The following is a 24,162-nucleotide window of genomic DNA, read 5'->3' as shown; positions in this document are numbered from 1 at the left end:
GCGCTGGGGTTTCTCATCTTTGCAGTGTTGAATTTGATAAACGATTCAACTTATTCATAATTTAAAAAACAATATACGCCATGAAAAACAGAGTACAATTAATTGGGAATGTAGGAAACGATCCAGAAGTTAAAACATTAGAAAACGGAAGAAAGCTTGCACACATTACAATCGCAACAAAGGATTATTACAAAAATGACAAGGGAGAAAAAGTAGAACAAACCGAATGGCATAGAATAACAGCTTGGGGAAAAACAGCAGAAATTATCGAAAAGTTTGTTGTGAAAGGGAAAGAAGTTGCTGTTGAAGGAAAATTGACACACAGAAGCTACGATGATAAAAACGGAGAAAAACGCTATATAACCGAAGTGGTTGTAAATGAAATTTTATTGCTGAGTAAATAACATTTAATATTCCGTTAGGAATATCTCGTCGGTAGAAAAAAAATGATGTTGTTTGTAGTGTCCTGTAGGGACACCTGTTTTGTGGAATAATTCATTTCACCAATCAAACGTTCCTACGGAACGTAAAACCATAATCCAAATCGAATTTCTACCGATGAGACATTCGTACGGAATGAAATGCTTTTAGAATTAAAGGACGATTAGTTAAACCCGACAGGTTTTTAAAATCTGTCGGGTTTAATATTTTGCAAAAAAATGTTTTTATATAATTGAAACCCCATTAGCGTCAGTTGTAAGAACCTCGCTCATGTAATCAAAAAAGGGTCTCATGTTTTTGAAAGCATCTAAAGCAAGTTCTAAAAATTGCGGACTCAATACTTCTTCGTCAGTAAAGCGCTTTATTACCAAAAATTGTTTGAAACGAAGCAAATCAATGGCTGGATGATCCACATCAAAACCTTTTGGTTTTGTTTTGAGCTGTTCTCCTTGCAAAGTACCAAAGTTGCTTTTGAAAGATTCAGAATTCAGTATTTCCTGAAAGGTTTCAGGATCTTGGGCAAATTCGGTTCTTATTCGTTTTAAATCGGCAGCATTCGGTCCCCAAAATCCACCCGCGAAAAAGCTGTTTCCTTTTTCCAGATGAAAATAATAGCCGCCACGTCTTGCTGCGGTTGCTCGCGTATAACTTCCGCCCCAATAATGTTTAAAAGGTGTTTTATCTTTAGAAAAACGAATGTCGCGATAGATTCTGTAAACACTTTTTTTGCCAGAAGTATTTTCTAAAACATCCGTTTTGGAAAGTTCTTTTAGTAAAGCGCCGGCAAAAGTTTCAATATGATTAAGTTCTATCAAATATTGTGGTTTATGCTCTTCAAACCATGGTTTGTTATTATTTTCCTTTAACTGAACCAAAAAGTCAAGACTGGATTTGGGAATTGTAATATCGTTTTTCATAATTGAATTTAAAAATCGAAAAATAGACTGCAATTTAAAACTAAAAAACCCACCAGAGAAATCTGATGGGTTTTTCTATATCGCGTTAAGCAGTTTTTTTGAATAAATCAAACATAGGACAGCGTGAGCAGCGTTTCTTTTCGCTCTTTTTATATTTCTCACAGCAAGAAGATTTACAATTCTCAATCTTCTTAATTTTATCAAGGATATCTTTGTTTTTCTTTTTCTTTTTATCCTTTTTTTTATCCTTGTCTTTTTCTTTCTTGCTCACTTTTTCCTCTGAATTTTAAAAACAGAGACAAATATAAACCAAAAAAGTTATTTTTAAATATTCTAAATAAAATTTAACTTTTTTATTTAGGGTTGATAGCGATTGAACTCGTAACTGTTAATTGCTGAATATCACGATCAAACAAATAAAGGCCACCTTTATCGTCACCAATTAAGTTGATTTTGTCTAAGATAGATTTAGCTGTAGCTTCTTCTTCAATTTGTTCAGAAACGTACCATTGTAAGAAATTGTGCGTCGCATAATCTCTTTCTTCAAAAGTAATATGAACCAATTCGTTAATAGATTTCGAAACAAAAAGTTCATGATTATAAAGCTCCTCAAACATTTCTTTGAAAGTCGTATAAGTTGTTTTTGGCGCTTTAAGATCTGTTACCTGAGCATGTCCTCCGCGTTCGTTTACATACTTAACCAATTTAAGCATGTGTGCACGCTCTTCGTCTGACTGTGTGTACATGAATTGCGAGATTCCCTCTAATCCTTGCACTTCAGCCCAACAAGCCATAGAAAGATAAGTTTGTGAAGATTCTGCTTCTATGCGGATTTGCTTGTTTAAAGCCGATTCAATATTTTTTGCTAACATAATAAGTGTCTTTTTTGTAAAATTAAGAAAAATTATTCATTTCATTTTTTCAAAAGCTCGAAAACATTAGACTTTTGAATTAGCCTTAAGTGGAATTAATTGGGCTTGATTTCCTCAAAATTGGCTGGATTTAAAAATGTAAATCATATTATTTTAGAAATAAGCAATAAAAAAAGCCCTTAAGAAAAAATCTTAAGGACTTTTTAATCGAGTCTATTAAAAAGAAATTATTTTACGATAAAAGTAACTCTTCTAGCTAATCTTCTAGCTTCGTCAGAGTCTTTTTGGATTGATGTATCTGCACCATTTGCAATAACATTTAAACGAGAAGAAGCAATTCCAGCTTTTTCAAAAATAGTTTTTACGTTTGTTGCTCTAGTGTTAGATAGTTTTTCGTTGTACTCAGCTTTTCCAACTTGATCAGCATAACCCACAAGGTCAAGAGAAGCAGAAGGATTTTTTCTTAAGTAATTTAAAACTACATCAATCGCAGCAGTTGAGTTTTCAATAGGAGTCGTTTTGTTGAAATCAAAATACACACTGTAGTACTTATCATTAATCATTCTTTTGATTAAATCACTATCAGTTGGCTGTGCATTATTTAATTGTTTTTCTACAATAACTTCTTTTTGTGCAGGTCTGTTTTTGATTTGTGATTCAAGATCTGCTACTTTGTTTTCCAACGCAGTAATATCAGCATTGTTACTTTCGCTAGAAATTACTGTCCAGTCTGCATGTTTTGTATTTTTACCTAAGTAAACGTTTAAACCAACAGTTCCGTTAAAAATCAAACCAGAAAAACCTCTGTTACCTGCAGCATACGCTCCATCAAAAGTACGATCTTGAGATGCATTGAAAATAGTTGAGAAATCACCAGTTAAAGCAACTCTGTTTGATAATCTTATTTGTCCAGTTACCCCAGCAATAAAGTTACCCATTTCATCTGCTCCTTTGAAGTTATCGTTTCTTAATTGAGAGTAACCAAAACCAGCATGTCCTAATAAACCAATAGTGTTTGTCCAAGTTTCAAAATTCATGATGCGGCCTAAGTTGGCTACCGCTTGTAAATCTAATCTATAGTATCTTGAATCAAAATCAATAGAGCTTCCTTTTGCGGTAAAACTGTTGTATCCAAAGTCTGCTTTCAAACCAAATTTGTTGTTAAGCATGTAGCGAACCCCTAAATCTCCAGTCCATGGACTTACAGTATTTGTATAATATCCATCGCTAAATGGTCGTTGCGGTTTGTTAAAACCTGCGCCTAAATCTATAGACCATTTATTATAAGCATTGTTACTTTCTGTTTGAGCATGTACTGCAGTTAACGCTAGGGCAAATGCAAGAGTCATTACAACTTTTTTCATTATGTTTTAATTTTAAATTTTTGCCCAAAACAACAATAAATTGTAGGTAAAAACTTTCTTTAAAAGCCAAAAAAGTATTAAAATAAGACTATTAGCAAAAAATTAAAGAATAAGGAATGACCCGTAAATACAGGGGTTTTGTGGTAAGTTGCTGATAACGAATTTGTTTAATCAAATCCGTCGGCAAATTTGCGCAAAACAAGTTGTTTCGCAGCAATGTCGTAATAACTTAAAATAATGTAGTTACTCAACTTAAGAGTATTATAAAGAACTGCTTCTTTATGAGAATCTAAAAAATAGTAAACTTTATCAGAAGCGAAAGGCTCGTGTGTTTCTTTGGTTAATTCTAACTTTTTGGTCCAGATGCTTTCGAAAAAGACAGAATAGTTGGTTTCAATGTTGTAATAGCCGTTTGAAGGAAAATCGCCAAAAGGATCATTAAAAGCAAAACCATTCATAGAAATCGATTTTAAATCGCTGCCCGAACCACCTAAAGTGATGAATAGATTTTTTTGATTCTTATAAACCGAAAGTCCAGCATCAAGAGAAGATAATGTTTTTAAAAACTTTGCTGTATTTTTTAATTGCTTTGGTGGACGATCTTCAATTTGCATGAGCAAAGGAGAATTGCCAAAACGGATAGTATCTTTCTTGGTAACTGCAAATGATTTTATAGTTTCGCCAGATTCATAATCTTTTATATCAAATAAAAGTTCGTCAGCGTTAACATTTATCTGGTATAATTTGTTTTCATGGTAATAAGAGTTAGACGTTTTTGGATTTTTCTCTCCAACAGGTTTCATAAACGTCTTCTCTATTATTTCCTGATTTTCTAAATTAATATCAAACAATTGTGTTTTTCTAAAACTTTGGTCTAAAGTTAGAATCAAACGGTTCGGAAGCGTGTAAAGTTTGCTTTTGGCACTTACTTTATATAACGGATTGTACTCACCAGAATCCATTTTCTCAATCGGATTTTCATTCAGAATCTGGTTGAATGTTTTCGGTTGGGTCTTTCTATCTATGAATTTAAAAGAACTGAAATCGAGGAATCGTTCCTCTGCCATTCCGTTTTTAAAAACAAAAGCAGTCAATGCCTGTTTTGTTTTGCTTTGCATCAATAAATAGAAATTATTGTCTTTTTGATATTGCGTTAAGAGATAATTCTCTTCAAGCGGAATTTGGAATTTTAATGCTCTGGAAGTTTTGTTTTCCAGGTAATATTTAATCAAAATGATTGTTTTTTCTTCTTTCGAAAACCAATACAAAGTCGGATTTCCGTCTTCGCTAAAACTATACCCCATCAAAGATCTGTTTTCAGTATACTGACGGTTTGTGACAAATTTGTCTCTTAAGAATAAAGCGCTATTGTATTTTAATATGGAAAGACTGTCTACGCTGGCGGCAAAAACAAATACATCGCGAGTAGCCGTATTTTCGCCAGTCATGATTTCGGATTGGCCTACTTTGTTTTTTAAATCGATTGCATAAGAAGTCAGCACTGTCTGACTTAACACAACAGTACTTGATATTAAAAACAAAAAAAGGAAAATTCGTTTCATATGTTTTTTAAGCACAAAAATTATTCCGCTTATTATTGATTCATAAGCTCTTGAAAAAGATCTACAAATTGACCAACGTGCATTCCATCCATTAAACCATGATGAACATAGACCGCCATTGACATGGTTCTTTTTCCTGTTTCAGAAACCATCATTTTTCCAAAGGAAATTTTAGGACAACTGTCTGGATACGTAAAACTGCGCGCATGAGTAATTGAACTGAAATTCAACCACGGAATTGCCGAAAAATGAATTAGATTATCATCATCAAAAGATCTCGTAAAAAGTCCGGTTGTATTTTGAATGCGTTCGATTTCGGTTAATGCAATTTGTTCGAATGTTTTAAAATCTGGGTGATATTCAATTAAAGAAAATCCAAAAGTACCATCTTCTCGACCAATTGTTGCCGAAGCATCGATACGGTCGTTAATGTATATTTTGTCTTCTGAAATTCGATATCTAAAATTTTCGATTGCGTTTACCGCAGTCAAAGTTTTATGCAAATAGAAAATGAAGAACGAAGCATTGATACTTTTTGCGGTTTGATACGCTTTTGTACAATCAATTTCTACCGTTGCGCCAAAAAAAGGTTCATCCATTTGTTTAAAATGGGCAAAATGCTCTTTTCTATTCCAATTTTCTAGGTCAAAAAGTGTTTTCATTATAATAAATTCGGAACCACTTCTGCGATAGTTTCAAATGAACTAAAATGCTCGTGTTCTATAGTGTGATTAATTTTTTCGTGTTCCCAAGTAGTGTGAAACGGAATATGAACGGCATAACCGCCAATTCCTAAAACAGGCAGAACATCTGATTTTAATGAGTTTCCGATCATCAAAAATTCGTGTGGCTCAATTTCTAAACGGCCTAAAAGTTTCTGATAATCGATTTCTTGTTTGTCTGACATTACTTCGATATGATGAAAATAATGTCCTAAACCAGAACGATGCAATTTGCTATGCTGATCTTTTAAATCGCCTTTTGTAGCAACAACCAATTTGTATTTGCCTTTTAAAGCTTCAAGCGTTTCTTCGATTCCGTCCAACAATTCGATTGGTTTTTCTAACAATTCTTTTCCGTATTGAATAATCTTTTCAATGACTTCCATCGGAATGGTATTGTTTGAAATGTTCATTGCGGCTTCAATCATCGAAAGGATATAACCTTTAATTCCGTAACCGTACAAAGGCAAATTGGCAATTTCTATTTTAAATAATTCCTGCGAAATGCCTTGATGCGAAAGATAATCTTCCATCAAAGCGCAAAATTTATGTTCGGTTTCTTGAAAGTAAGGTTCGTTTACAAACAAAGTATCATCGGCATCAAATGCGATTACTTTTAGGTTTGGTATTTTAGTTTTATGTAACATGGTGTTTTTGTTTCAAGTTTAAAGTTTTCTTTGTTTCAGTTTTTTTTGCCACGACCCTAGCAATAGCGAACAGTCGAAGCAATTCACAAATTATACTAATTTTTTGCCACAGATTATTAAGATTTAAAAAATTATCTACTCAATCTGCGTGAGACTTTTTTAACCACAAATTACGCAAATTGCACAAATTTTTTTAGCCACAGATTAAATGATTATTCATGTTTTAAAAAATAAATCTGCTCAATCTGCTCAATCTGCGAGAGTTTTTTTTGCCACTCCCGATAACTATCGGGAGCGCGAAACCTTTTATTTAATCTTTAGAAAAAAGCCATTTCAAAGAAATTGTTTTATCGTAAAAAGTAATTCGAATTCCGAAAAGCAGAATGATTCCGCCTAAAACCATCTGTAAAGTTATTTGTTCTTCTAAAAAAATAAACTGATTAATCTTTTGAATATTGATTAATATTTATTGCCAAATTTGAATTGTATTTTGCTTTGCCAAGTCTTATAAAATATAATTCAATGTACGTATATGTTAAATAAGAGATTAATATTGTGAAAAATGCACCTCCAAATAGAACAGATGTTGAGAAAATTAAAACGGAATTTATTCCCAGTTTTTGCAAAATATTAATTAAAATTATTAAAACTATCATGTGTACGCAATAAATCGAATATGATATTTTTCCTAAAAACTGAATGATTCTGCTTCCAAAAAGAATATCAAAAAAGCTGTTTTTGTACTTTTGAAAATAAAGAGTGATTCCCCAAATCAGTATTAAACAACTAATCATCCAATTTTTGAAACAATAAATTAAAGCAATAGCACCTAAGAATATAAAAATATATTTTTTATTTGAAGATTCAAACTTTTTAAAAAGGAGCATCGAAAAATAGCCTATTAAAAAAAAAGAAATCATGTTTGGTAAAAAAGAGGGTTGCGTTATATGATTTTTTGAAAACAACATTATTAGAATAAACAGCATTATTATTAAACCATTTCGGATGACTTTCTTTTTATTTAGAAAATAATATAAAAAAGGAATTAGAATATAGAACTGCCATTCTAAGGTTAAACTCCAGGATTGTCCCATAATTGTATAAGTAAAAGGAAATCTGCTTTCAGGAAATAGGCCGTGTAATAGAGTTAAGTGACTAAGTATATTTAATGTTTTATTGGAATTATAATAGGTTTCAATTAGTTTAATTCGCCCATATATTTTCGAACCATCAAAAGGCATTTGCTCTAGTGTATGCAAAGAAAATTTTAATAGCAGTAGTGAGATCAGCAAACAAACTAAATAAATGGGAAACAGCCTTAGGGCTCTTCTTTTTAAATAAAAAAAATAAGTTTCATTCTTTTGAAGTAGTAAATGTGTTACAAAACCACTAAGAATAATAAAAATAATGACAGGAAGAGAACCATCGCAAAGAAAACTTAAAAATTTGTTTTGTGTTTTTGCTTGTGGAAGAAAGCCTGAAGCATGATAAAAGAATACCCATAGTGCCATATATCCTCTTAAACCTTCTAAGTAATTGTACCTCATTATTTATATTTGATTTTTAGAAAAAAGCCCTTTCGAAGAAATTGTTTTATCGTAAAAAGTAATTCGAATTCCGAAAAGCAGAATGATTCCGCCCAAAACCATCTGTAAAGTTATTTGTTCTTCTAAAAACAACCAAGCTAAAATTGAGGTAATTACAGCTTGACTCAATAAACTTAGTGAAACTCTCGTTGCGCGCATGTGCTGAGTGGCATAACTTATCGAAAGCCAAGCGCACAATTGACAAATAACAGCTTGAAGCACGAGTACAAACCAGCCAGCATTTGAAAATCCGGTGAAAGGTTCGCCTAATGCATAACATAAAATTCCTAAATAGATGCTTGAAGCGAATAAACTAATGGTCATAAACGACAAAACATCGACTTCTGAAAGAACATTTTTGCTGACCAAAAGATAAATCGAATATAAAATTCCAGATAAAACAGCAAATAGAAATGCTTTATCAAAGTTTAAATCGATAAAAAACTCAAAACCAACTAAAGTTACCATTCCGAATAAAGCGACTAATGTTCCAATCCAGAAATTTGTTGCAGGTTTCGCTTTTAGAAAAAAGAAAGAACCAACTCCAACCCAAACTGGAGATAAATTGGTCAGCAACGAAGCCTGAGTCGCGCTCGATTCCTGAATGGCGATATTCCAAACAGCAACATCAGATGAGAATAAAACACCGCAAAGTATAGCCAAAAGGGCAAATTTTAGTTTTGGGAATTTAAAGTTTCCACTGAAAATGACATAAGGCAAAAGCAACACCACAGCAAAAAACATTCGGTAAAAAGCCGAAATTAATCCTGGTGTTAAACGTAATTTTACCAATATAGGAAAAATCGATATGCAAAGTATACCGCAGATTAGAGCTAATCTTGGTTTGGTGAGTTTCATTTTTAGTTTATTTTTTTCAAGTTTTTTGGTGTATAGTTTAAAAAAGAAAATTGCGTGAATCAATTAAATTTTAATCGACTCACGCAATTTATAAATATATAAATAATTAGTTTACAGTCGATCCATTAGGCGCATCAGCATCCGGATTAACAAAAACAAGTTTTCCTTCTACATTTGTAGTCATCAAGATCATTCCTTGGCTTTCAACACCGCGTAAAGCTCTTGGAGCAAGGTTTACTAATACAGAAACACGTTTTCCGATGATTTCTTCTGGAGAAAAACTCTCAGCAATTCCAGAAACAATCGTACGAACATCAATTCCTGTATCTACTTTAAGCACCAAAAGTTTGTTTGCTTTTGGCATTCTTTCAGCTTCCAAAATAGTTCCGATACGAATATCCATTTTAGCAAAATCTTCAAACTGAATTAAATCTTTTTGAGGCTCTGCTTGTTTGTTTTCGGCAAGATTAGCTGTTTTTGTTGCTTCCAATTTATCTATTTGTTTTTGTATTTCTTCGTCTTCAATTTTAGCGAAAAGCAATTCAGCTTCGCCAATTTTGTGTCCAGCCGGAATTAAATCTGAATTTTCTGAAATGTCATTCCAACCTAAAGTTTTATCAAGGAAAATATCTTTTGCATCGCGATCTTTCTCTTTCAAGAATTTGCTGAAACCTGCAAAATGCTCTTTAAGATCTCCTAAATTCAAGATTTTAGAAAGTTTCGCAGCCGTAAAAGGTAAAAATGGTTCAGCCAAAACGCTCAACGCAGCAGCAATTTGCAATGCTACATACATTTGAGTTTTTACACGCTCTGGATTGTCTTTCATTACTTTCCAAGGCTCTTCGTCAGCAAGATATTTATTTCCTAAACGAGCAACATTCATCAATTCGCCCAAAGCTTCACGGAATCTGTAACGCTCAACCGAACTTGAAATCACGGCTGGATACGCTTTTAATTCTGCTAAAGTTTGTTCGTCAACTTCAGAAAATTCGTTTGGAGTTGGAATAATTCCGTCGTAATATTTATTCGTTAAAACGACAACACGATTTACGAAGTTTCCGAAAACAGCAACCAATTCGTTGTTATTTCTAGCTTGGAAATCTTTCCAAGTAAAATCGTTATCTTTTGTTTCAGGAGCATTTGATGTTAAAGCATAACGCAAAACATCTTGCTTATCTGGAAATTCTTCTAAATATTCGTGTAACCAAACTGCCCAGTTTTTAGAAGTCGAAAGTTTGTTTCCTTCCAAATTCAAGAACTCATTTGCTGGAACGTTGTCTGGTAAAATATAACTTCCTTCAGCTTTAAGCATCGCTGGGAAAATGATACAGTGAAAAACAATATTGTCTTTTCCGATAAAGTGAACCAATTTGGTATCTTGATCTTTCCAATACGGTTCCCAATCTTTTCCTTCGCGCGCTGCCCATTCTTTGGTAGAAGAAATATAACCGATCGGCGCATCAAACCAAACGTATAGTTTTTTGCCTTCGGCACCTTCAACCGGAACGTCAATTCCCCAATCAAGGTCACGTGTTACGGCACGAGGTTCTAATCCTGCATCAATCCAAGATTTTACTTGTCCGTAAACGTTCGTTTTCCAATCGTTTTTATGACCAACTAAAATCCATTCTGTTAAGAAATCGGTATATCTGTCTAAAGGTAAAAACCAGTGTTTTGTTTCTTTAAGAATAGGAGTTTCTCCCGTAATTGTCGATTTTGGGTTGATCAAATCAGTTGCGTTCAAAGTAGAACCGCAATTTTCGCATTGATCTCCATAAGCTCCGTCATTCCCGCATTTTGGACAAGTTCCAACCACAAAACGGTCTGCTAAAAACTGATTTGCTTTTGCATCATACAATTGTTCGGTAACTTCTTCAATAAAATCTCCTTTATCATACAAAGTTCTAAAGAATTCTGAAGCCGTATCATGATGAATTTTTGCCGAAGTTCTAGAATAATTGTTGAATGAAATTCCGAAATCTGCAAACGATTTACGAATGATTCCGTCATATTTATCAATAACTTCCTGCGGTGTAATTCCTTCTTTTTTAGCTTTCATAGAAATTGCAACGCCGTGTTCATCGCTTCCGCAGATAAATGCTACATCTTTTCCTTGCAATCTTAAATATCTAGAATATATATCTGCAGGCACGTAAACCCCTGCCAAGTGACCAATATGAATAGGTCCGTTGGTGTAAGGTAATGCCGCCGTAATGGTATATCTCTTTGGATCTTGTATCATAATTCAATTTTATTGAGTGCAAAAATAAGCAATAGAATTGAGATTTTAATATTACGTGGAGATTCGCTTTTGTTTTCACAGAGTTGCAAGAAGAAAAAACGCAGAGATTCGCTAAGATTTTTTTGAATTTGGTTCTCGCGATCCCAATGGCTATCGGGAGGAGAGACGCAAAGTTTTTTTCGCCTTAAGTTGAGGATTAACAATGCAGTTTGTCATTCCGAGGAACGAGGAATCGCACTAGAAACTCCGCAATATAAAGCGTCAATCTTTGTCGAATCCCGTGTGTGATTCCTCGTTCCTCGGAATGACAGACTAGAACAAAAAACTTTGCGTCTTCGTGCCTTCGTGGCAAAACTCATATAAAATAGAACCAGTTTAAACTAGCATTGCAAGCAAAATCTTCAAAATATATTTCGCAATCTTTGCATCCGAAAAAAACAAATTTTATGAGCAAGACTAAATTAATCATCAATAAAAACGGATCAATCAAAATTGAGGGAGATTTTGAAATTATGGATCCAGAAGGAGCACTTTACGGTTTACAAGGAAGACAAGCGCTTGGACTTTGCCGTTGCGGACATTCTGCAAATAAACCATTTTGCGATGGAGCACACAGAAACAACTTCGAACACGATTCTGTTGCGTTTGATTTACCGCCAATGAAAACGAACTAATTCCTTTTGGGAAAAATATTAAAAACCGCATTCTGTTTAGATGCGGTTTTTTTGTGCAGATTTTTTTGTAAAAGTAAGTTATTACTTAGAAAAACAATCTTACATTTACCGCAACTTTATAATTTCCAAAAAATGAAAAAACTAATAATACCACTATTATCTCTGTTTTTTAGCGTAGGTTATGCTCAAACTCAGAAAACAGTTTCTACAGATTGGACATCGATCTGTCAGACAATTGATATCCAAACCAATATCAAGAAAAAGTTTAAAGTAACGGCTTATGTAAAAGTAGAATCTACAGAACCAAAATCTTGGGCAGGAGTATGGGCGCGTGTTGATACTAAAAATGATGAAGACGGTTTTTTTGACAATATGAGAGACAGACCAGTGAAATCTAAAGAATGGAATTCATATACTGTTGAAGGAACGATTGATAAAAACAGTAAATCATTAAGTTTTGGTGGTTTATGCCTATTTGATGGGAAGTTTTACTTTGACAAATTTGAACTTTTTATCGAAAATGATAAAGGTGTTTATGAACCTGTTACAGTTTTAAATTCAAGTTTTGAATCGCCTATAAATAATGGAGAAGTTCCGAAATGGATTCAAGGTATTTCTAGTGACGCAATCGTTAAGGTAAAAGAGTATAAAATTACATCAGACAAATCGAGTGCTGACGGAAAAAGTTGCGTTCTTATTGAAGGAAAAGGTATAAAGCCAAGATTAGAAGCCAAAATAGGAAATGTTGATGGAGCTTCGCCAAAAATTGGTGATATGATTTCGATGCTGGAAGATCTTAAAGCTAGAGTTGAAAGAACAGTTAAAAATATGAGCCAATATGAAATTGATTATCTTCATGATGCTGAGGCAAATCGAATTGGAGCATTAGTTATGCATTTGGCAGCAGCCGAAAAATACTATCAGGTTTTTACCTTTGAAAATAGAGATTTTAATGAAGAAGAAAAGAAGAAATGGGGAAATGCTTTAGATCTGGATCAAGGAGGAAGAGATGAATTTAAAGGTCACGATATTCAATATTATTTGGATATCTACAATGAAGTAAGAGCAAAAACAATTGAAGAATTAAAGAAAAGAGACGATGCTTGGTTTGCAGAAGTACAAACAAGATACGATTGGACAAACCAATATTGCTGGTTTCATGTTATGGAACATCAATCGAGTCATTTAGGTCAGATTTTGTTTCTGAAAAAGCGAATTCCGCCAGAACAGAAAAAAACGTTACCACAGGAAATTAAGAAATAAAACAAAGAAAGCTGCACTTTTTTAGATGCAGCTTTTTTAATTAGGTAATTATCCAAAATACTTGTCTAATCGAATCTGAATTTTCTCTTTATGGTCTGGAAAAGATGCTTTAGGATTTTTATTCCAATAATCAATTCCTTCTTGTAATACCGAAAATGCTTTTTCATTATTTCCAGCAATCAGAAAAAAATCACAAGCTTTGTAATGAAACCATTTTTCTTCAACCAATTTATTTGCAGCATTTTCCCAATTTGAGAGATTATCTAAAAATGGAACTCCTATATTTAAAACATTATTCTTTAGTGTTTGAAGTACATTCTCTCTTTCTTTTTCATTTATGATTTGAAAATGAGATTCTTTTTTACTGTTGATGACTGGAAATTCCCAACCTTTAATATTCCAATTCATTGCTCCTCCTAAACTGTCATTTATAGCATTTTCTCCAAATTCATTTAGATGCCATTTTAAATATTTCTTCGACGAAACTCCAAAAAAGATCCAAAACTCTGCAGACACATTGTCTTGGTTATGTCTGTTTGACTGAAAATGAATCGTTTGGACAAATTCATCAACCTTTCTTTTAAAAGTTAAAGTACTTTTTGAAAAAGTAAATCCAATTTGAGTTAAAGGCTCGAGTAAAGTTTTTTCGATACTTGTAGTTATGAGATCTTTCGGATTCATGATATAAAATATTCTAAAAAATACAAAAGTAGTAAAAAGATTACGTTTAGTGTTTTTTAAATAATTATATATAAAGTTCTCCTTTCATAGTTATAATTGAAGAACCGCCCACCAAAATATCTTCTTCACGATTCATAACTTCAATCATTGAGGACTGTTTTAATTTTACGCCTTGAAGAATTTTATATTCCTTGTCAGATTTCGTGAATTTCTTTTGCGTTAAAAAACCAATTAACGGACCTGCGGCGGTTCCTGTTGCGGGATCTTCGTTTATTCCGATTATTGGATTAAAAAATCTTGTTTCGACTATGTGATCTAGACCTTCTTCGGCTGGGGCGAAACAGTAAAAACCTTCGAAATCATATTCTTTTGAGATTTCGATTAAAAGCTTATTGTCAGGAACAAAACTATTTAATATTTCACTGTTTTTTATGGGAACCATAGTGTGCGCGACTTCGGTTTTAACTATTGTTGGCACAAAAGAATTTACATCCAGATCTTCAATCTTTAAACCTAAAGCTACTGCAATTTTATACGTTGGAATTTCTTGTTTGATGACAGCCGATTTTTGATGCATCTGAACAACTGGGTAAAGAGTGTTCAAGTCAAAACTTACAGTCAACGGAATTGCGGAATGATTCATAATTACAAAAGGCTCACTTTCATTCTGCTCGTCAAAAATTGGAAGTCCTTTTAAAAGCGCTCCGCAGACTGCACCTAGTAAATTATGTCCTGCACCATCGATTTCGATTCCGGTTGGGGTAAACGAACGAACTACAAGGGCTTTTTCTCTTGTAGAATAATAGACAAAAGAGGTTTCAGAATAGCGAAATTCTCGAGAAATATTCTGATAGGTTTCTAGTTTTAGATGTCCGTCTGTAAAAACTACAGAAAGCGGATTTCCTTTGTAGCTCTCATTTGAGAATACGTCTAAAACATAATATTCTAATACTTTTCTTTGGTTCATATTTTCTGGTTTTGAAACTTAGTCGATTCTAAATGCAATAAAATTACAGTTTATAAAATTTCAAAACAACAGCTTTTCTAGCCACTATCCAATTTTAAAAAAAAATAGGGAGATTTTAAAAACCAATACTACTTCATTTTCAAATTTAGCATTTTTAGTTTATGCTTTTAATGACTTTGTAGAAGGTCAGAAGATTATTGCTCAAAAACCACTTTTTTGTCTGTTTTTGCTGTTTTCACAACATCATAAGGTCTGGAAGATTTCTTAGTAAGATTTCCATTTTTAAGTTTTTCAACCTTTACAATTATAGTATTTCGATTTTCGGTCATTTCTACAATATCGATCGAATGTCCGTCATTTGGTTGCGTTTTATCAATAACAGCAATAACTTGATATTGGCTAAAATCAATATTCATGTTTATTGCATTTTTAGAAATGTTCATTTCTTTCATGAAGTTATTCCAAGTTTTGGCGTCTTTAATAACCACATGTCTTTGGGCAATGCTTTTATCATTAGGAAAAGAATCTCCTTTGGCTACTAATGCAAATGGAACGTCAGACTGTGGTAATTCATCATTATCACAGCTAGTCAGCAAAAGCAGAACGCTAAATATTAATAGAATCTGTTTCATTGTTTTGGTTTTAGCTAGGAGAACTTTCTTGTAAAGTATTATTTCTTAAACAGATGCACTTTTTTATAAATGGTTGCTTAAAGGTAGTCAATTTTTGACCAACTTTTTAATTTATATTGATAACGTTGATTTTTGTTAAAGATTGTAAGGACAAACGAAGAAAAACTAGAAAAATTGTATTTCACGTCAAAAAGACTACTTTGCAGGTTAAACAGCATAAAAAATAATGCAAATTAAACATGTTTGAAAAGGAACATTCAAATATTTCCCGCAACTTTGCAAAAGAATCTTTTAAATAAAAACTCAAATGGAATTCGGTAAAATCATTATTTCAGAAACGGCGGCAAATAGCGAAAATCCTCAAGATGTTGTTAATTCGAATATTTCGGTAATCAATTTAATGCGTGAAGAAAAAATTGACGACGATTTAATTCACGAAGATGCTTTAATGAGTTATTACTTGGATTTTTATGCATCTAAATATGCTGAAGGAAATTTTTCTAAGTTTGTTTATGATTCGGGTTGGAATAAAGAATTGAACGAATTAATTGAAGAAGGTTTGGCTCTGATTGGCGCCGAAAAGCATTTGGATTTGTTTAAAGAACAATGCCGCAAATTGCGTTTGCAGAGTAATATTAAATTAGGAAAATTTCTAAAAGAGAAATATGATGCTCCAAATGCTTTTAAAGATTTGCTAAATAGTAACGCTTATTTTGAATTGGATGAAAATCTGGCAGAACTGAATGCTACATTTTTAAAATCACACCCAGATACAGAAGTTCTTTCGGTCGAAGAAATGTTTAAAACACTGGAAGAGTTTGTAGGTCACGAAATTAAGAGAGATTAAATTTTAATTTTTCTGCTAAGGTTTGTAAGAAAATTATATATTTGGAATGCCCTAATTTCTAACAAATCAAAGCCTATGAAAAAAACGATTCTTTTGAGTACCGTTTTGATGTTTTTATTTTCCTGCGGGAAAGATGAAAAAGTTAAAAACGATGCTGAAACTCAGTATCAAGAACTACTTTCGGAGACGCAAGCGCATCTTGGTCACAATAAAAAGCCACTAAGAAAGCTCATTTTTAAAAATCTGGATGAAATTGAAGATTCAAAAGAAATGAATCTGCAGCTGCTCTCAAAAGTAGCATCAAACCTAAAAATTAAATATTCAGATATTAAAATTAGCGAGACAAGTTCTATCAATTATGATGATCAAACCATTTTTTTTGTCCTAACGACCGTCGCGCACGATAAAAAAGCATTTAAAACCAGTGATGACGATGAAGAGTTGGGAAATTATTTTCAGCGTAAATACTTATTTGTAAATCGTGAAGACGGAAGCGTAATTGCCGAAGAGTTTGACGATAATTTAGGTTATTATGATAATGAAGCCATTCAGTTTTCGAAATCGCATATTCTGAAAGATTTGGTTTTTCTTAATGAAACGACTCCAGCAATTGCTTTTTATACCGAAGCGAGTGCAAGCAGCCGAATTGTTTTGTATTCGGAGAAGAAATTTACATTAATAACTTTGGCTGACAAGGAGATAAAAAAGGTTTTATACGAATATCCAATCCGATTGACCAATGGCGATTCTAACGGAAGCGGGACTTTTCAGGTAGAAACTTTAGAAACCGGAATGAGTTTGTCAGATCATAAAACCAATGGTTATTTTGACTTGATCATTACCAAAAACTTTTCTTATGAAGAAGCCATTGAAAATGATTTGGAAAATGGAATTGCAGAAAAAAGCGATTTAAAAGTTAAAAAAGAAGTTGAAAAGCTCAAGTTTAACGGAAGAGATTATGCTTTTCATAGAGATGACAGGCACCGTTTTCTAGAGTAAAACACATAAATTTCAAAAATAACATCAAGAGCACTTTACGGTGCTTTTGCTGTTTATAGGAGATTTCAGTTTTACTGCAAAACTTTGACCTAATGTTAACAAACATTTCCTTAAATTTGCTTCCGTTATAAAAAATACAATAGTTATAAAAAACAAGCTATGTTACAAATTGCATTTATTAGAGAAAATCAAGAGAAAGTAATCAAAGCTTTAGCAAAACGAAATATCGATGCTAAAAGCGTTGTGGAAGAGGTGGTTCAATTAGACGAAAATCGTCGTGCTGCACAGGTGGAATTAGACAATACTTTATCAGAATCTAATAAATTGTCCAAAGATATTGGTGAATTGATGAAAGCTGGAGAGAAAGCTAAAGCGGCAATCTTAAAAGAAAAAACAGTTTCACTAAAAGAAAAAAGTAAAGAACTTAGCGAAAAAGCAGAAGCTTTGGCTGTTGAGTTAACCAATAAATTGTACACTTTACCAAACCTTCCAGCAGATATTGTTCCTGAAGGAAAAACGCCAGACGACAATTTGAATGTTTTCCAAGAAGGAGATATTCCTGCTTTGCACGAAGGCGCTCAGCCTCACTGGGAATTGGTAAAGAAATATGATATTATCGATTTTGAATTGGGTGTAAAAATCACTGGAGCTGGATTTCCTGTTTATAAAGGAAAAGGAGCAAAGCTTCAACGTGCTTTGATCAATTATTTCTTAGACAAAAATACAGCTGCAGGATACAATGAAGTTCAGGTGCCACATTTGGTAAACGAAGCTTCTGGTTACGGAACAGGACAATTGCCAGATAAAGAAGGGCAGATGTACCACGCTGGAATTGATGATTTATATTTGATTCCAACGGCTGAGGTTCCGGTAACGAACTTATTCCGCGATGTAATCTTAAACGAAAGCGAATTGCCAGTTTTACAAACAGCGTATACGCCATGTTTCCGTCGTGAAGCAGGTTCTTACGGAGCACACGTTCGCGGATTAAACCGTTTGCACCAATTTGATAAAGTAGAAATCGTTCGTATCGAACATCCTGATAATTCTTATGCAGCGCTTGACGGAATGGTAGAACATGTAAAAGGTATTTTGAAAGAATTAAAATTACCTTACAGAGTTTTGCGTCTTTGCGGAGGAGATATGGGATTCACATCTGCTTTGACTTACGATTTTGAAGTGTTTTCTACGGCACAAGATCGTTGGTTGGAAATCAGTTCTGTTTCTAACTTTGAAACTTTCCAGGCAAACCGCTTGAAATTACGTTTTAAAGACAAAGACGGAAAAAATCAATTGGCTCATACACTTAACGGAAGTTCATTAGCGCTTCCACGTGTTTTGGCTGGAATTATTGAAAATTACCAAACTCCAGAAGGAATCGTAATACCAGAAGTTTTACGTCCTTACTGCGGATTTGATATTATAAATTAATTTAGTTGACAGTCTCAGTCTCAGTTTTCAGTTTCGACTGTGAACTGTGACTGAAAACTGCGACTAAAAATTACCACTTATGAAAGACGGAATATTAAATTGGAACGTAGATCCTGTTATTTTCTGGATCACAGATAGTTTTCCGTTAAAATATTACGGAGCTCTTTTTGCCTGCGGGCTTCTTTTAGGTTTTTATATTGTTAGAAATATTTACAAAAAAGAAAACCTTTCTTTAGATAATCTTGATTCCTTATTGATTTATGTAATTGTTGGAACCGTTTTAGGTGCCAGACTTGGACATTGTTTCTTTTACGAACCTGATTATTTCTTCAAACATCCTATAGAAATTCTTTTACCAATCCAGAAGATTAAAGGCGCATATCAGTTTGTGGGCTATCAAGGTTTGGCAAGCCACGGAGGTTCGATTGGAGTTATAACGGCAATGATTTTGTACTGCCGTAAATACAAAGTGCAATTCTTGGGACTTTTAGATAAAATGGCAGTTGCAGTTCCTGTAACAGGTGCCTTTATTAGAATGGGGAATTTTATGAATTCTGAAATCTATGGAAAACCAACCAACGGAAATTGGGGAGTTGTTTTTCAGAGAGACGATTTGATTCCGAGACATCCAACTCAATTATATGAAGCATTTGCTTATATAATGATTTTTGTGATTCTATTTTATATGTACAAATCACAAAAAATCAGAAACGCACAGGGATTAATCTTTGGAACTTTCTTAACTTTATTATTTACAGCTCGTTTTATAATTGAATTTTTCAAAGAAAATCAAGAAGCTTTCGAGAATAGTATGCTGATTAATATGGGACAGATTTTGAGTGTTCCGTTTATTTTAATTGGTCTCGGATTGATTGTTTGGAAAACTAAAAAAGTCACAGTGGACAGTGACAGTTTGCAGTTTTAAATAAGACTGAAAACCGCGACTGAAAACTAAAAAAATCTGCAATATGAAAAACATATTGATGTATATCGTTTTGTTATGTTCTGGTTTTGCGTTTGGCCAAAACGAGCAGCTGGCACAATATTATTACGATAAAGGTGATTTTGATAAGGCAAAGATCAGTTATGAAGAGCTTTTGAGAAGTGCGCCATCGAATACCCAGTATTTTTTAAGAACAGTCGATTGCTATCAGCAGTTGCAACAGTTCGCCAATGCAGAAAAAGCAATTCAAGATCGTTACAACCGATATAAACAAGGCGTTTTTTTGGTTGAATTGGGATATAATTTCCAGCTGCAGAAAAACGATTCGAAAGCTAAAAATTATTACGAACAGGCAATCGAGAAAATAAAAGTCAATCCGAATGATGTTTACGGAATTGCAAGTTCTTTCGAGAAAAAAGTTCTCTTGGAATATACCTTAAAAGCGTATCAAACGGCAATGCAGGTTCAGCCAAATTTCAATTTCAATTTCCAAATCGGAATGCTTTACGGTCAATTGGGTAAAACCGATTTAATGATTGATTTGTTATTGACGGAATCTTTCACAAATCCGCAGAATACCAATTTGATTCAGACGCAACTGTCTCGATTCATGAATGGTGAAACCGATAATACGGCTTTTAAGGATGCCATGCGAAAAGCATTAATTCTTAGAACGCAAAAAGATCAGGACGTTTTCTGGAATCATTATTTAAGCTGGTTTTATGTACAGCAGAAAGAATTTGGAAAAGCATTTATTCAGGAAAAAGCCATTTACAAGCGCGAACCAGAATCTTTGATGAGTATTGTCAATTTGAGTCAGTTTGCCATGAACGAAGGAGATAACGATACAGCTGAAGAAATTCTGAACTTCATTCTTCAAAACACAAAAGATTTAGGTTTGCTGATTCAGTCAAATGCTTATTTAATGCAGATTAAGATTGATAAAGCTCAAGAAAAAGATTATCCTGCAATCGATCAAGAATTAAAGCAATTGCTGGCAACTTACGAAATCAGTCCTTTTACCTTATCTTTGCAAATCATTCAAGCCCATTTTCTGGCTTTTAATTTGAAAAAGACTGAAGAAGGAAAGGCAGTGATCAAGAAAGCTTTAGAATTAAATCTAAACGAATATCAAAAAGCCGATGCTAAAATGGAGTTGGCCGATATTTTGCTTTTGGAAGAGAAATATAATCAGGCGCTGATTTATTATTCGCAAATTCAATTGGATTTAAAGAATGATGTAATGGCGCATGAAGCGAGTTTGAAAGCCGCAAAAACAAGTTATTACAAAGGCGATTTTGAATGGGCGAATAAGCAGTTCAAAGAATTAAAAGCAGCAAATACGCAGTTAATTGCCAATGATGCTTTAGAATATTTTCTTTTAATTAATGATAATACCGCTGCCGATTCAACTCAAGTTGCTTTGAAAGCATTTGCGAAAGGTGATTTTTTAATTTATCAGAATAAAAAACAGGAAGCAATTGCGCAGTTTCAGAATATCCTGAAAACCTATAAAGGTCAAGAAATTGAAGCGGTAACGTTATTGCGTTTAGGAAAAGTTTACGAAAGCCAGAAGGATTTTGCTTCGGCTTTAAGTGAATATCAGCAGATCATTGACAATCATAGCGACGGAATTTATGTTGATGAAGCACTGTTTTTCTCAGCCGAAATCTATAATGATGAGCTGAAAGATGTTGAAAAAGCAAAACCTTTATATGAAAAGGTAATTTTTAACCATCAAGATAGTATTTACTTTGTTGATGCCAGAAAAAAATACCGAGAGTTAAGAGGGGATAAGAATTTGTAATAGTAAATTCCAAAAATCAAATTCCAATAAGAAAAATTAGTAATATCATGATTTGAAAAGATTTAGGGAGTTAGAGGAAAAAACTCAGAACCTTAGCATCTTAGCATCTCAGAACCTTAGAAAAAATGATTATTTACAACGTTACTACAAACATACACGAAAGCGTTCACGACCAATGGTTAAAATGGATGCAGGAAAAACATATACCAGAAATTCTGGCAACTAATAAATTTTCTTCAGCACGAATTGTAAAAGTTCTGGTTGAAGAAGAAATGGGCGGAATTACCTATTCTGTACAATATATTACAGACAGTAAAGAAACGCTAGAGAAGTTTTATATCGAAGACGAACCTGAATTCCATAGAGAAGCATTAGGTTTATTTGCCGATAAAATGCTTTCTTTCAGAACAGAATTGGAGGTTATTTCTGAACATTAATCTATAGTGTTCAGTTTTCAGTAATTAGTATTCAGTCAAAAGAAATTAAATCTTTGTGTCTTTGAGCCTTTGTGGCAAAAAAAGAATACTTTTGCAGCCTCGTGGCAAACAAGAAATGAAATGGAAAAAGTAAAAGCAAAAAAACATTTAGGACAGCACTTTCTTAAAGACGAAAGTGTCGCAAAGGCTATTGCAGATACTTTAAGTCTTAAAGGATATGATGAGGTCTTAGAAATAGGGCCAGGAATGGGTGTGCTTACCAAATATTTACTTGAAAAGCCAATTACTACACACGTTATTGAGATTGATACAGAATCTGTAACGTATTTGGATGCACATTATCCAAAATTAAAAGACAAGATTATCTCTCAGGATTTCCTGAAGTATAATATAAATGAAGTTTACCAAAATAAACAGTTTGCCATAATCGGCAACTTTCCGTACAATATTTCTTCTCAGATTGTTTTTAGGACATTAGATCTTAAACACCAGATTCCTGAATTTTCGGGAATGTTTCAGAAAGAAGTAGCTGAGCGCATCTGCGAAAAGAAAGGCTCAAAAACCTACGGAATACTATCAGTTTTAGCTCAGGCTTTCTATGATACAGAGTACCTGTTTACGGTTAATGAAAACGTTTTTATTCCTCCGCCCAAGGTGAAATCGGGTGTGATGAGAATGACCCGAAAGGAAGATTACAGTCTTCCTTGCAGCGAAAAGCTGTTTTTTACAGTTGTAAAAACCGCTTTTCAGCAGAGACGAAAAACATTACGTAACAGTTTGAAAACATTAAATTTATCAGACAATTTGCGAGAAGACACTATCTTTGATAAACGTCCGGAGCAGCTTAGCGTAGATGAATTTATTGAACTAACTCTAAAAATAGAAGCCAATGGAGTTCAAAGTTAGTAAAGAATTTATACATCAGTTAGAGGAGCTAATCAATAAGAAAAACGACAGTGAACTGGAAGTTTTGCTTAATGATCTGCACCATGCCGATATTGCCGAAATTTTAGACGAATTAGATTTCGATGAGGCAACCTATATCTTCAAGGTTTTAGATAGTGATAAAACAGCCGAAATTCTTCTGGAATTGGAAGAAGATCTGCGTGAAAACATCTTAAGCCGACTTTCGCCAAAGGAAATTGCAGAAGAGCTTGATGAGCTTGAAACCAATGACGCTGCCGACATTATCGCCGAACTTTCGCAGGAAATAAAAGCAGAAGTAATCTCTGAGCTGGTCGACGTTGAGCACGCTAAAGACATTGTTGATCTTTTGCGCTACGACGAAAACACGGCTGGAGGTTTGATGGGAAAAGAGCTTGTAAAAGTGAATGAAAACTGGACTGTCTTGACCTGCGTGAAAGAAATGCGAATTCAGGCAGAGAATGTTTCTAGAGTGCATTCAATCTACGTGGTTGACGATGAAAACCGATTAAAAGGAAGATTGTCACTAAAAGATTTATTGACTTCTTCGACCAAAACTCAAATTGGTGACGTTTATATCCGAAAATTAAATTTTGTAAAAGTTGATACTGAAGATGTTGAGGTAGCTCGTATCATGCAGAAGTACGACTTAGAGGCTATTCCGGTTGTTGACGAGTTGGGCCGATTGGTTGGAAGAATTACCATCGATGATATCGTTGACGTAATCAAGGAAGAAGCTGATAAAGATTATCAGTTGGCTGCGGGTATTACACAAGACGTTGAGTCGAATGACAGTGTTTACGAATTAACCAAAGCGCGTTTGCCTTGGCTTTTAATCGGAATGGTGATCGAAATTGTGGCTTCTTTTGTTTTGAAAGGAAACGAAGGTACTTTTCAAAAATATTCTACTTTAATCATATTTGTTCCGTTATTATCTGCAACAGCAGGGAATATTGGCGTTCAAGCTTCAGCAATCGTGGTGCAAGGTTTGGCTAATGGAACTTTAAAAGATTTTAGCCGCGGTTATTTCACGAAAGAAATTACCGTTTCGATGATTTCAGGAAGTATTATTTCATTGCTTTTATTGGGCTATCATTCTATCATGTATCAGCAGTATTTAGTAGGATTTGCCATTTCTATTTCTATGATTGTGGTAATTCTTTTTGCCGCAACTTTAGGAACTTTGGTGCCACTTTTCTTGAACAAAAACAAAATTGATCCTGCGATTGCAACTGGTCCGTTTATCACAACGACCAACGATGTATTCGGAATCATGTTATACTTCGGAGTAGCAAATCTGATTCTTGGATTCTAGATTTTTGCCACAAATTAGCCTTTTGCAGTGA

The 24,162-nt window shown here is 33.7% G+C and carries 24 protein-coding genes and 1 pseudogene; 11 read left to right on the top strand and 14 right to left on the bottom strand.

All coding sequences use genetic code 11. The annotated features are described in order from the left end of the window. Positions 1-80: 80 nt before the first annotated feature. On the top strand, positions 81-404 hold the full coding sequence (locus tag ACNRYB_RS04020) for a single-stranded DNA-binding protein (RefSeq protein WP_410501067.1): 324 nt from the start codon (positions 81-83) through the stop codon (positions 402-404). 261 nt (positions 405-665) lie between these two features. On the opposite strand, the gene ACNRYB_RS04015 is transcribed toward ACNRYB_RS04020, so the two are convergent. The 11 genes and pseudogenes from ACNRYB_RS04015 to metG form a co-directional block, all read right to left on the bottom strand. Continuing rightward, on the bottom strand, positions 666-1,358 hold the full coding sequence (locus ACNRYB_RS04015) for a DUF2461 domain-containing protein (RefSeq protein ID WP_473729307.1): 693 nt from the start codon (positions 1,356-1,358) through the stop codon (positions 666-668). Positions 1,359-1,443: 85 nt separating this feature from the next. Then, positions 1,444-1,629 (bottom strand): hypothetical protein, encoded by a 186-nt coding sequence (locus ACNRYB_RS04010; RefSeq protein ID WP_029271150.1) that lies wholly within the window; start codon positions 1,627-1,629, stop codon positions 1,444-1,446. Between the two features lie 82 nt (positions 1,630-1,711). Further along, positions 1,712-2,230 (bottom strand): ferritin, encoded by a 519-nt coding sequence (locus tag ACNRYB_RS04005; protein ID WP_008465537.1) that lies wholly within the window; start codon positions 2,228-2,230, stop codon positions 1,712-1,714. Between the two features lie 227 nt (positions 2,231-2,457). Beyond that, a complete protein-coding gene (locus ACNRYB_RS04000; RefSeq protein WP_129747849.1) occupies positions 2,458-3,594 on the bottom strand; it encodes an OmpA family protein in 1,137 nt (378 codons plus the stop codon). Between the two features lie 167 nt (positions 3,595-3,761). Beyond that, positions 3,762-5,156: a hypothetical protein gene (locus ACNRYB_RS03995; protein WP_473729306.1), complete on the bottom strand. Its 1,395-nt coding sequence runs from the start codon at positions 5,154-5,156 to the stop codon at positions 3,762-3,764. Positions 5,157-5,188: 32 nt separating this feature from the next. Further along, the gene (locus tag ACNRYB_RS03990; protein WP_129747851.1) at positions 5,189-5,818 is read right to left on the bottom strand and encodes a chloramphenicol acetyltransferase; all 630 of its coding nucleotides are present in this window, start codon (positions 5,816-5,818) and stop codon (positions 5,189-5,191) included. Next, positions 5,818-6,525: an HAD family hydrolase gene (locus ACNRYB_RS03985; RefSeq protein ID WP_129747852.1), complete on the bottom strand. Its 708-nt coding sequence runs from the start codon at positions 6,523-6,525 to the stop codon at positions 5,818-5,820. Before ACNRYB_RS03985 ends, ACNRYB_RS03990 begins: the two co-directional genes overlap by 1 nt. 310 nt (positions 6,526-6,835) lie before the next feature. Further along, positions 6,836-6,961: pseudogene (locus ACNRYB_RS03980) on the bottom strand (DMT family transporter); the annotation flags it as partial. Positions 6,962-6,965: 4 nt separating this feature from the next. Continuing rightward, positions 6,966-8,072 (bottom strand): acyltransferase family protein, encoded by a 1,107-nt coding sequence (locus tag ACNRYB_RS03975; protein WP_473729305.1) that lies wholly within the window; start codon positions 8,070-8,072, stop codon positions 6,966-6,968. Positions 8,073-8,075: 3 nt separating this feature from the next. After that, positions 8,076-8,969 (bottom strand): DMT family transporter, encoded by an 894-nt coding sequence (locus ACNRYB_RS03970; protein ID WP_473729304.1) that lies wholly within the window; start codon positions 8,967-8,969, stop codon positions 8,076-8,078. Positions 8,970-9,075: 106 nt separating this feature from the next. Further along, entirely contained in the window at positions 9,076-11,211 is a 2,136-nt protein-coding gene (gene metG, locus ACNRYB_RS03965) for a methionine--tRNA ligase (protein ID WP_473729303.1), read from the bottom strand. A 446-nt stretch (positions 11,212-11,657) separates the two neighbouring features. Between metG and ACNRYB_RS03960 the strand changes: the two genes are divergently transcribed. Both ACNRYB_RS03960 and ACNRYB_RS03955 read left to right on the top strand, forming a co-directional pair. Further along, the gene (locus ACNRYB_RS03960) at positions 11,658-11,885 is read left to right on the top strand and encodes a CDGSH iron-sulfur domain-containing protein (RefSeq protein WP_129747855.1); all 228 of its coding nucleotides are present in this window, start codon (positions 11,658-11,660) and stop codon (positions 11,883-11,885) included. Between the two features lie 132 nt (positions 11,886-12,017). Next, positions 12,018-13,148: a DinB family protein gene (locus ACNRYB_RS03955; protein WP_129747856.1), complete on the top strand. Its 1,131-nt coding sequence runs from the start codon at positions 12,018-12,020 to the stop codon at positions 13,146-13,148. Between the two features lie 48 nt (positions 13,149-13,196). Here the strand turns inward: ACNRYB_RS03955 and ACNRYB_RS03950 are convergent, their stop codons facing one another. The 3 genes from ACNRYB_RS03950 to ACNRYB_RS03940 form a co-directional block, all read right to left on the bottom strand. Then, entirely contained in the window at positions 13,197-13,829 is a 633-nt protein-coding gene (locus ACNRYB_RS03950; RefSeq protein ID WP_129747857.1) for a DUF4304 domain-containing protein, read from the bottom strand. A 64-nt stretch (positions 13,830-13,893) separates the two neighbouring features. Then, the gene (locus ACNRYB_RS03945) at positions 13,894-14,796 is read right to left on the bottom strand and encodes a PhzF family phenazine biosynthesis protein (protein ID WP_473729302.1); all 903 of its coding nucleotides are present in this window, start codon (positions 14,794-14,796) and stop codon (positions 13,894-13,896) included. A gap of 194 nt (positions 14,797-14,990) precedes the next feature. Next, positions 14,991-15,428: a protease complex subunit PrcB family protein gene (locus ACNRYB_RS03940; protein ID WP_129747859.1), complete on the bottom strand. Its 438-nt coding sequence runs from the start codon at positions 15,426-15,428 to the stop codon at positions 14,991-14,993. Positions 15,429-15,735: 307 nt separating this feature from the next. Here ACNRYB_RS03940 and ACNRYB_RS03935 point away from each other — a divergent pair, with 307 nt between their 5' ends. The 8 genes from ACNRYB_RS03935 (at position 15,736) to mgtE (ending at position 24,131) form a co-directional block, all read left to right on the top strand. Further along, positions 15,736-16,275, top strand: coding sequence for a DMP19 family protein (locus ACNRYB_RS03935; protein WP_129747860.1), 540 nt, complete (start codon positions 15,736-15,738; stop codon positions 16,273-16,275). 75 nt (positions 16,276-16,350) lie between these two features. Continuing rightward, positions 16,351-17,274, top strand: a complete 924-nt coding sequence (locus ACNRYB_RS03930; RefSeq protein WP_343704984.1) for a hypothetical protein — start codon at positions 16,351-16,353, stop codon at positions 17,272-17,274. 159 nt (positions 17,275-17,433) lie between these two features. Then, positions 17,434-18,705, top strand: coding sequence for a serine--tRNA ligase (gene serS, locus ACNRYB_RS03925; protein WP_008465517.1), 1,272 nt, complete (start codon positions 17,434-17,436; stop codon positions 18,703-18,705). A 79-nt stretch (positions 18,706-18,784) separates the two neighbouring features. Then, entirely contained in the window at positions 18,785-19,630 is an 846-nt protein-coding gene (gene lgt / locus ACNRYB_RS03920) for a prolipoprotein diacylglyceryl transferase (RefSeq protein ID WP_473729301.1), read from the top strand. 43 nt (positions 19,631-19,673) lie between these two features. Further along, positions 19,674-21,455, top strand: a complete 1,782-nt coding sequence (locus tag ACNRYB_RS03915; protein WP_473729300.1) for a tetratricopeptide repeat protein — start codon at positions 19,674-19,676, stop codon at positions 21,453-21,455. A gap of 125 nt (positions 21,456-21,580) precedes the next feature. Then, positions 21,581-21,892, top strand: coding sequence for a DUF4286 family protein (locus ACNRYB_RS03910; RefSeq protein WP_008465514.1), 312 nt, complete (start codon positions 21,581-21,583; stop codon positions 21,890-21,892). A gap of 120 nt (positions 21,893-22,012) precedes the next feature. Next, complete coding sequence (gene rsmA / locus ACNRYB_RS03905) at positions 22,013-22,798, top strand: 16S rRNA (adenine(1518)-N(6)/adenine(1519)-N(6))-dimethyltransferase RsmA (protein WP_473729299.1); 786 nt, start codon at positions 22,013-22,015, stop codon at positions 22,796-22,798. After that, on the top strand, positions 22,782-24,131 hold the full coding sequence (mgtE, locus tag ACNRYB_RS03900; RefSeq protein WP_008465512.1) for a magnesium transporter: 1,350 nt from the start codon (positions 22,782-22,784) through the stop codon (positions 24,129-24,131). Before rsmA ends, mgtE begins: the two co-directional genes overlap by 17 nt. The last annotated feature ends 31 nt before the right edge of the window (positions 24,132-24,162 follow it).

The sequence above is a fragment of the Flavobacterium sp. CR10 genome (assembly GCF_055814415.1).
The sequence above is the reverse complement of the archived record's forward strand: the minus strand, read 5'-3'. Positions and strand labels throughout refer to the sequence as shown.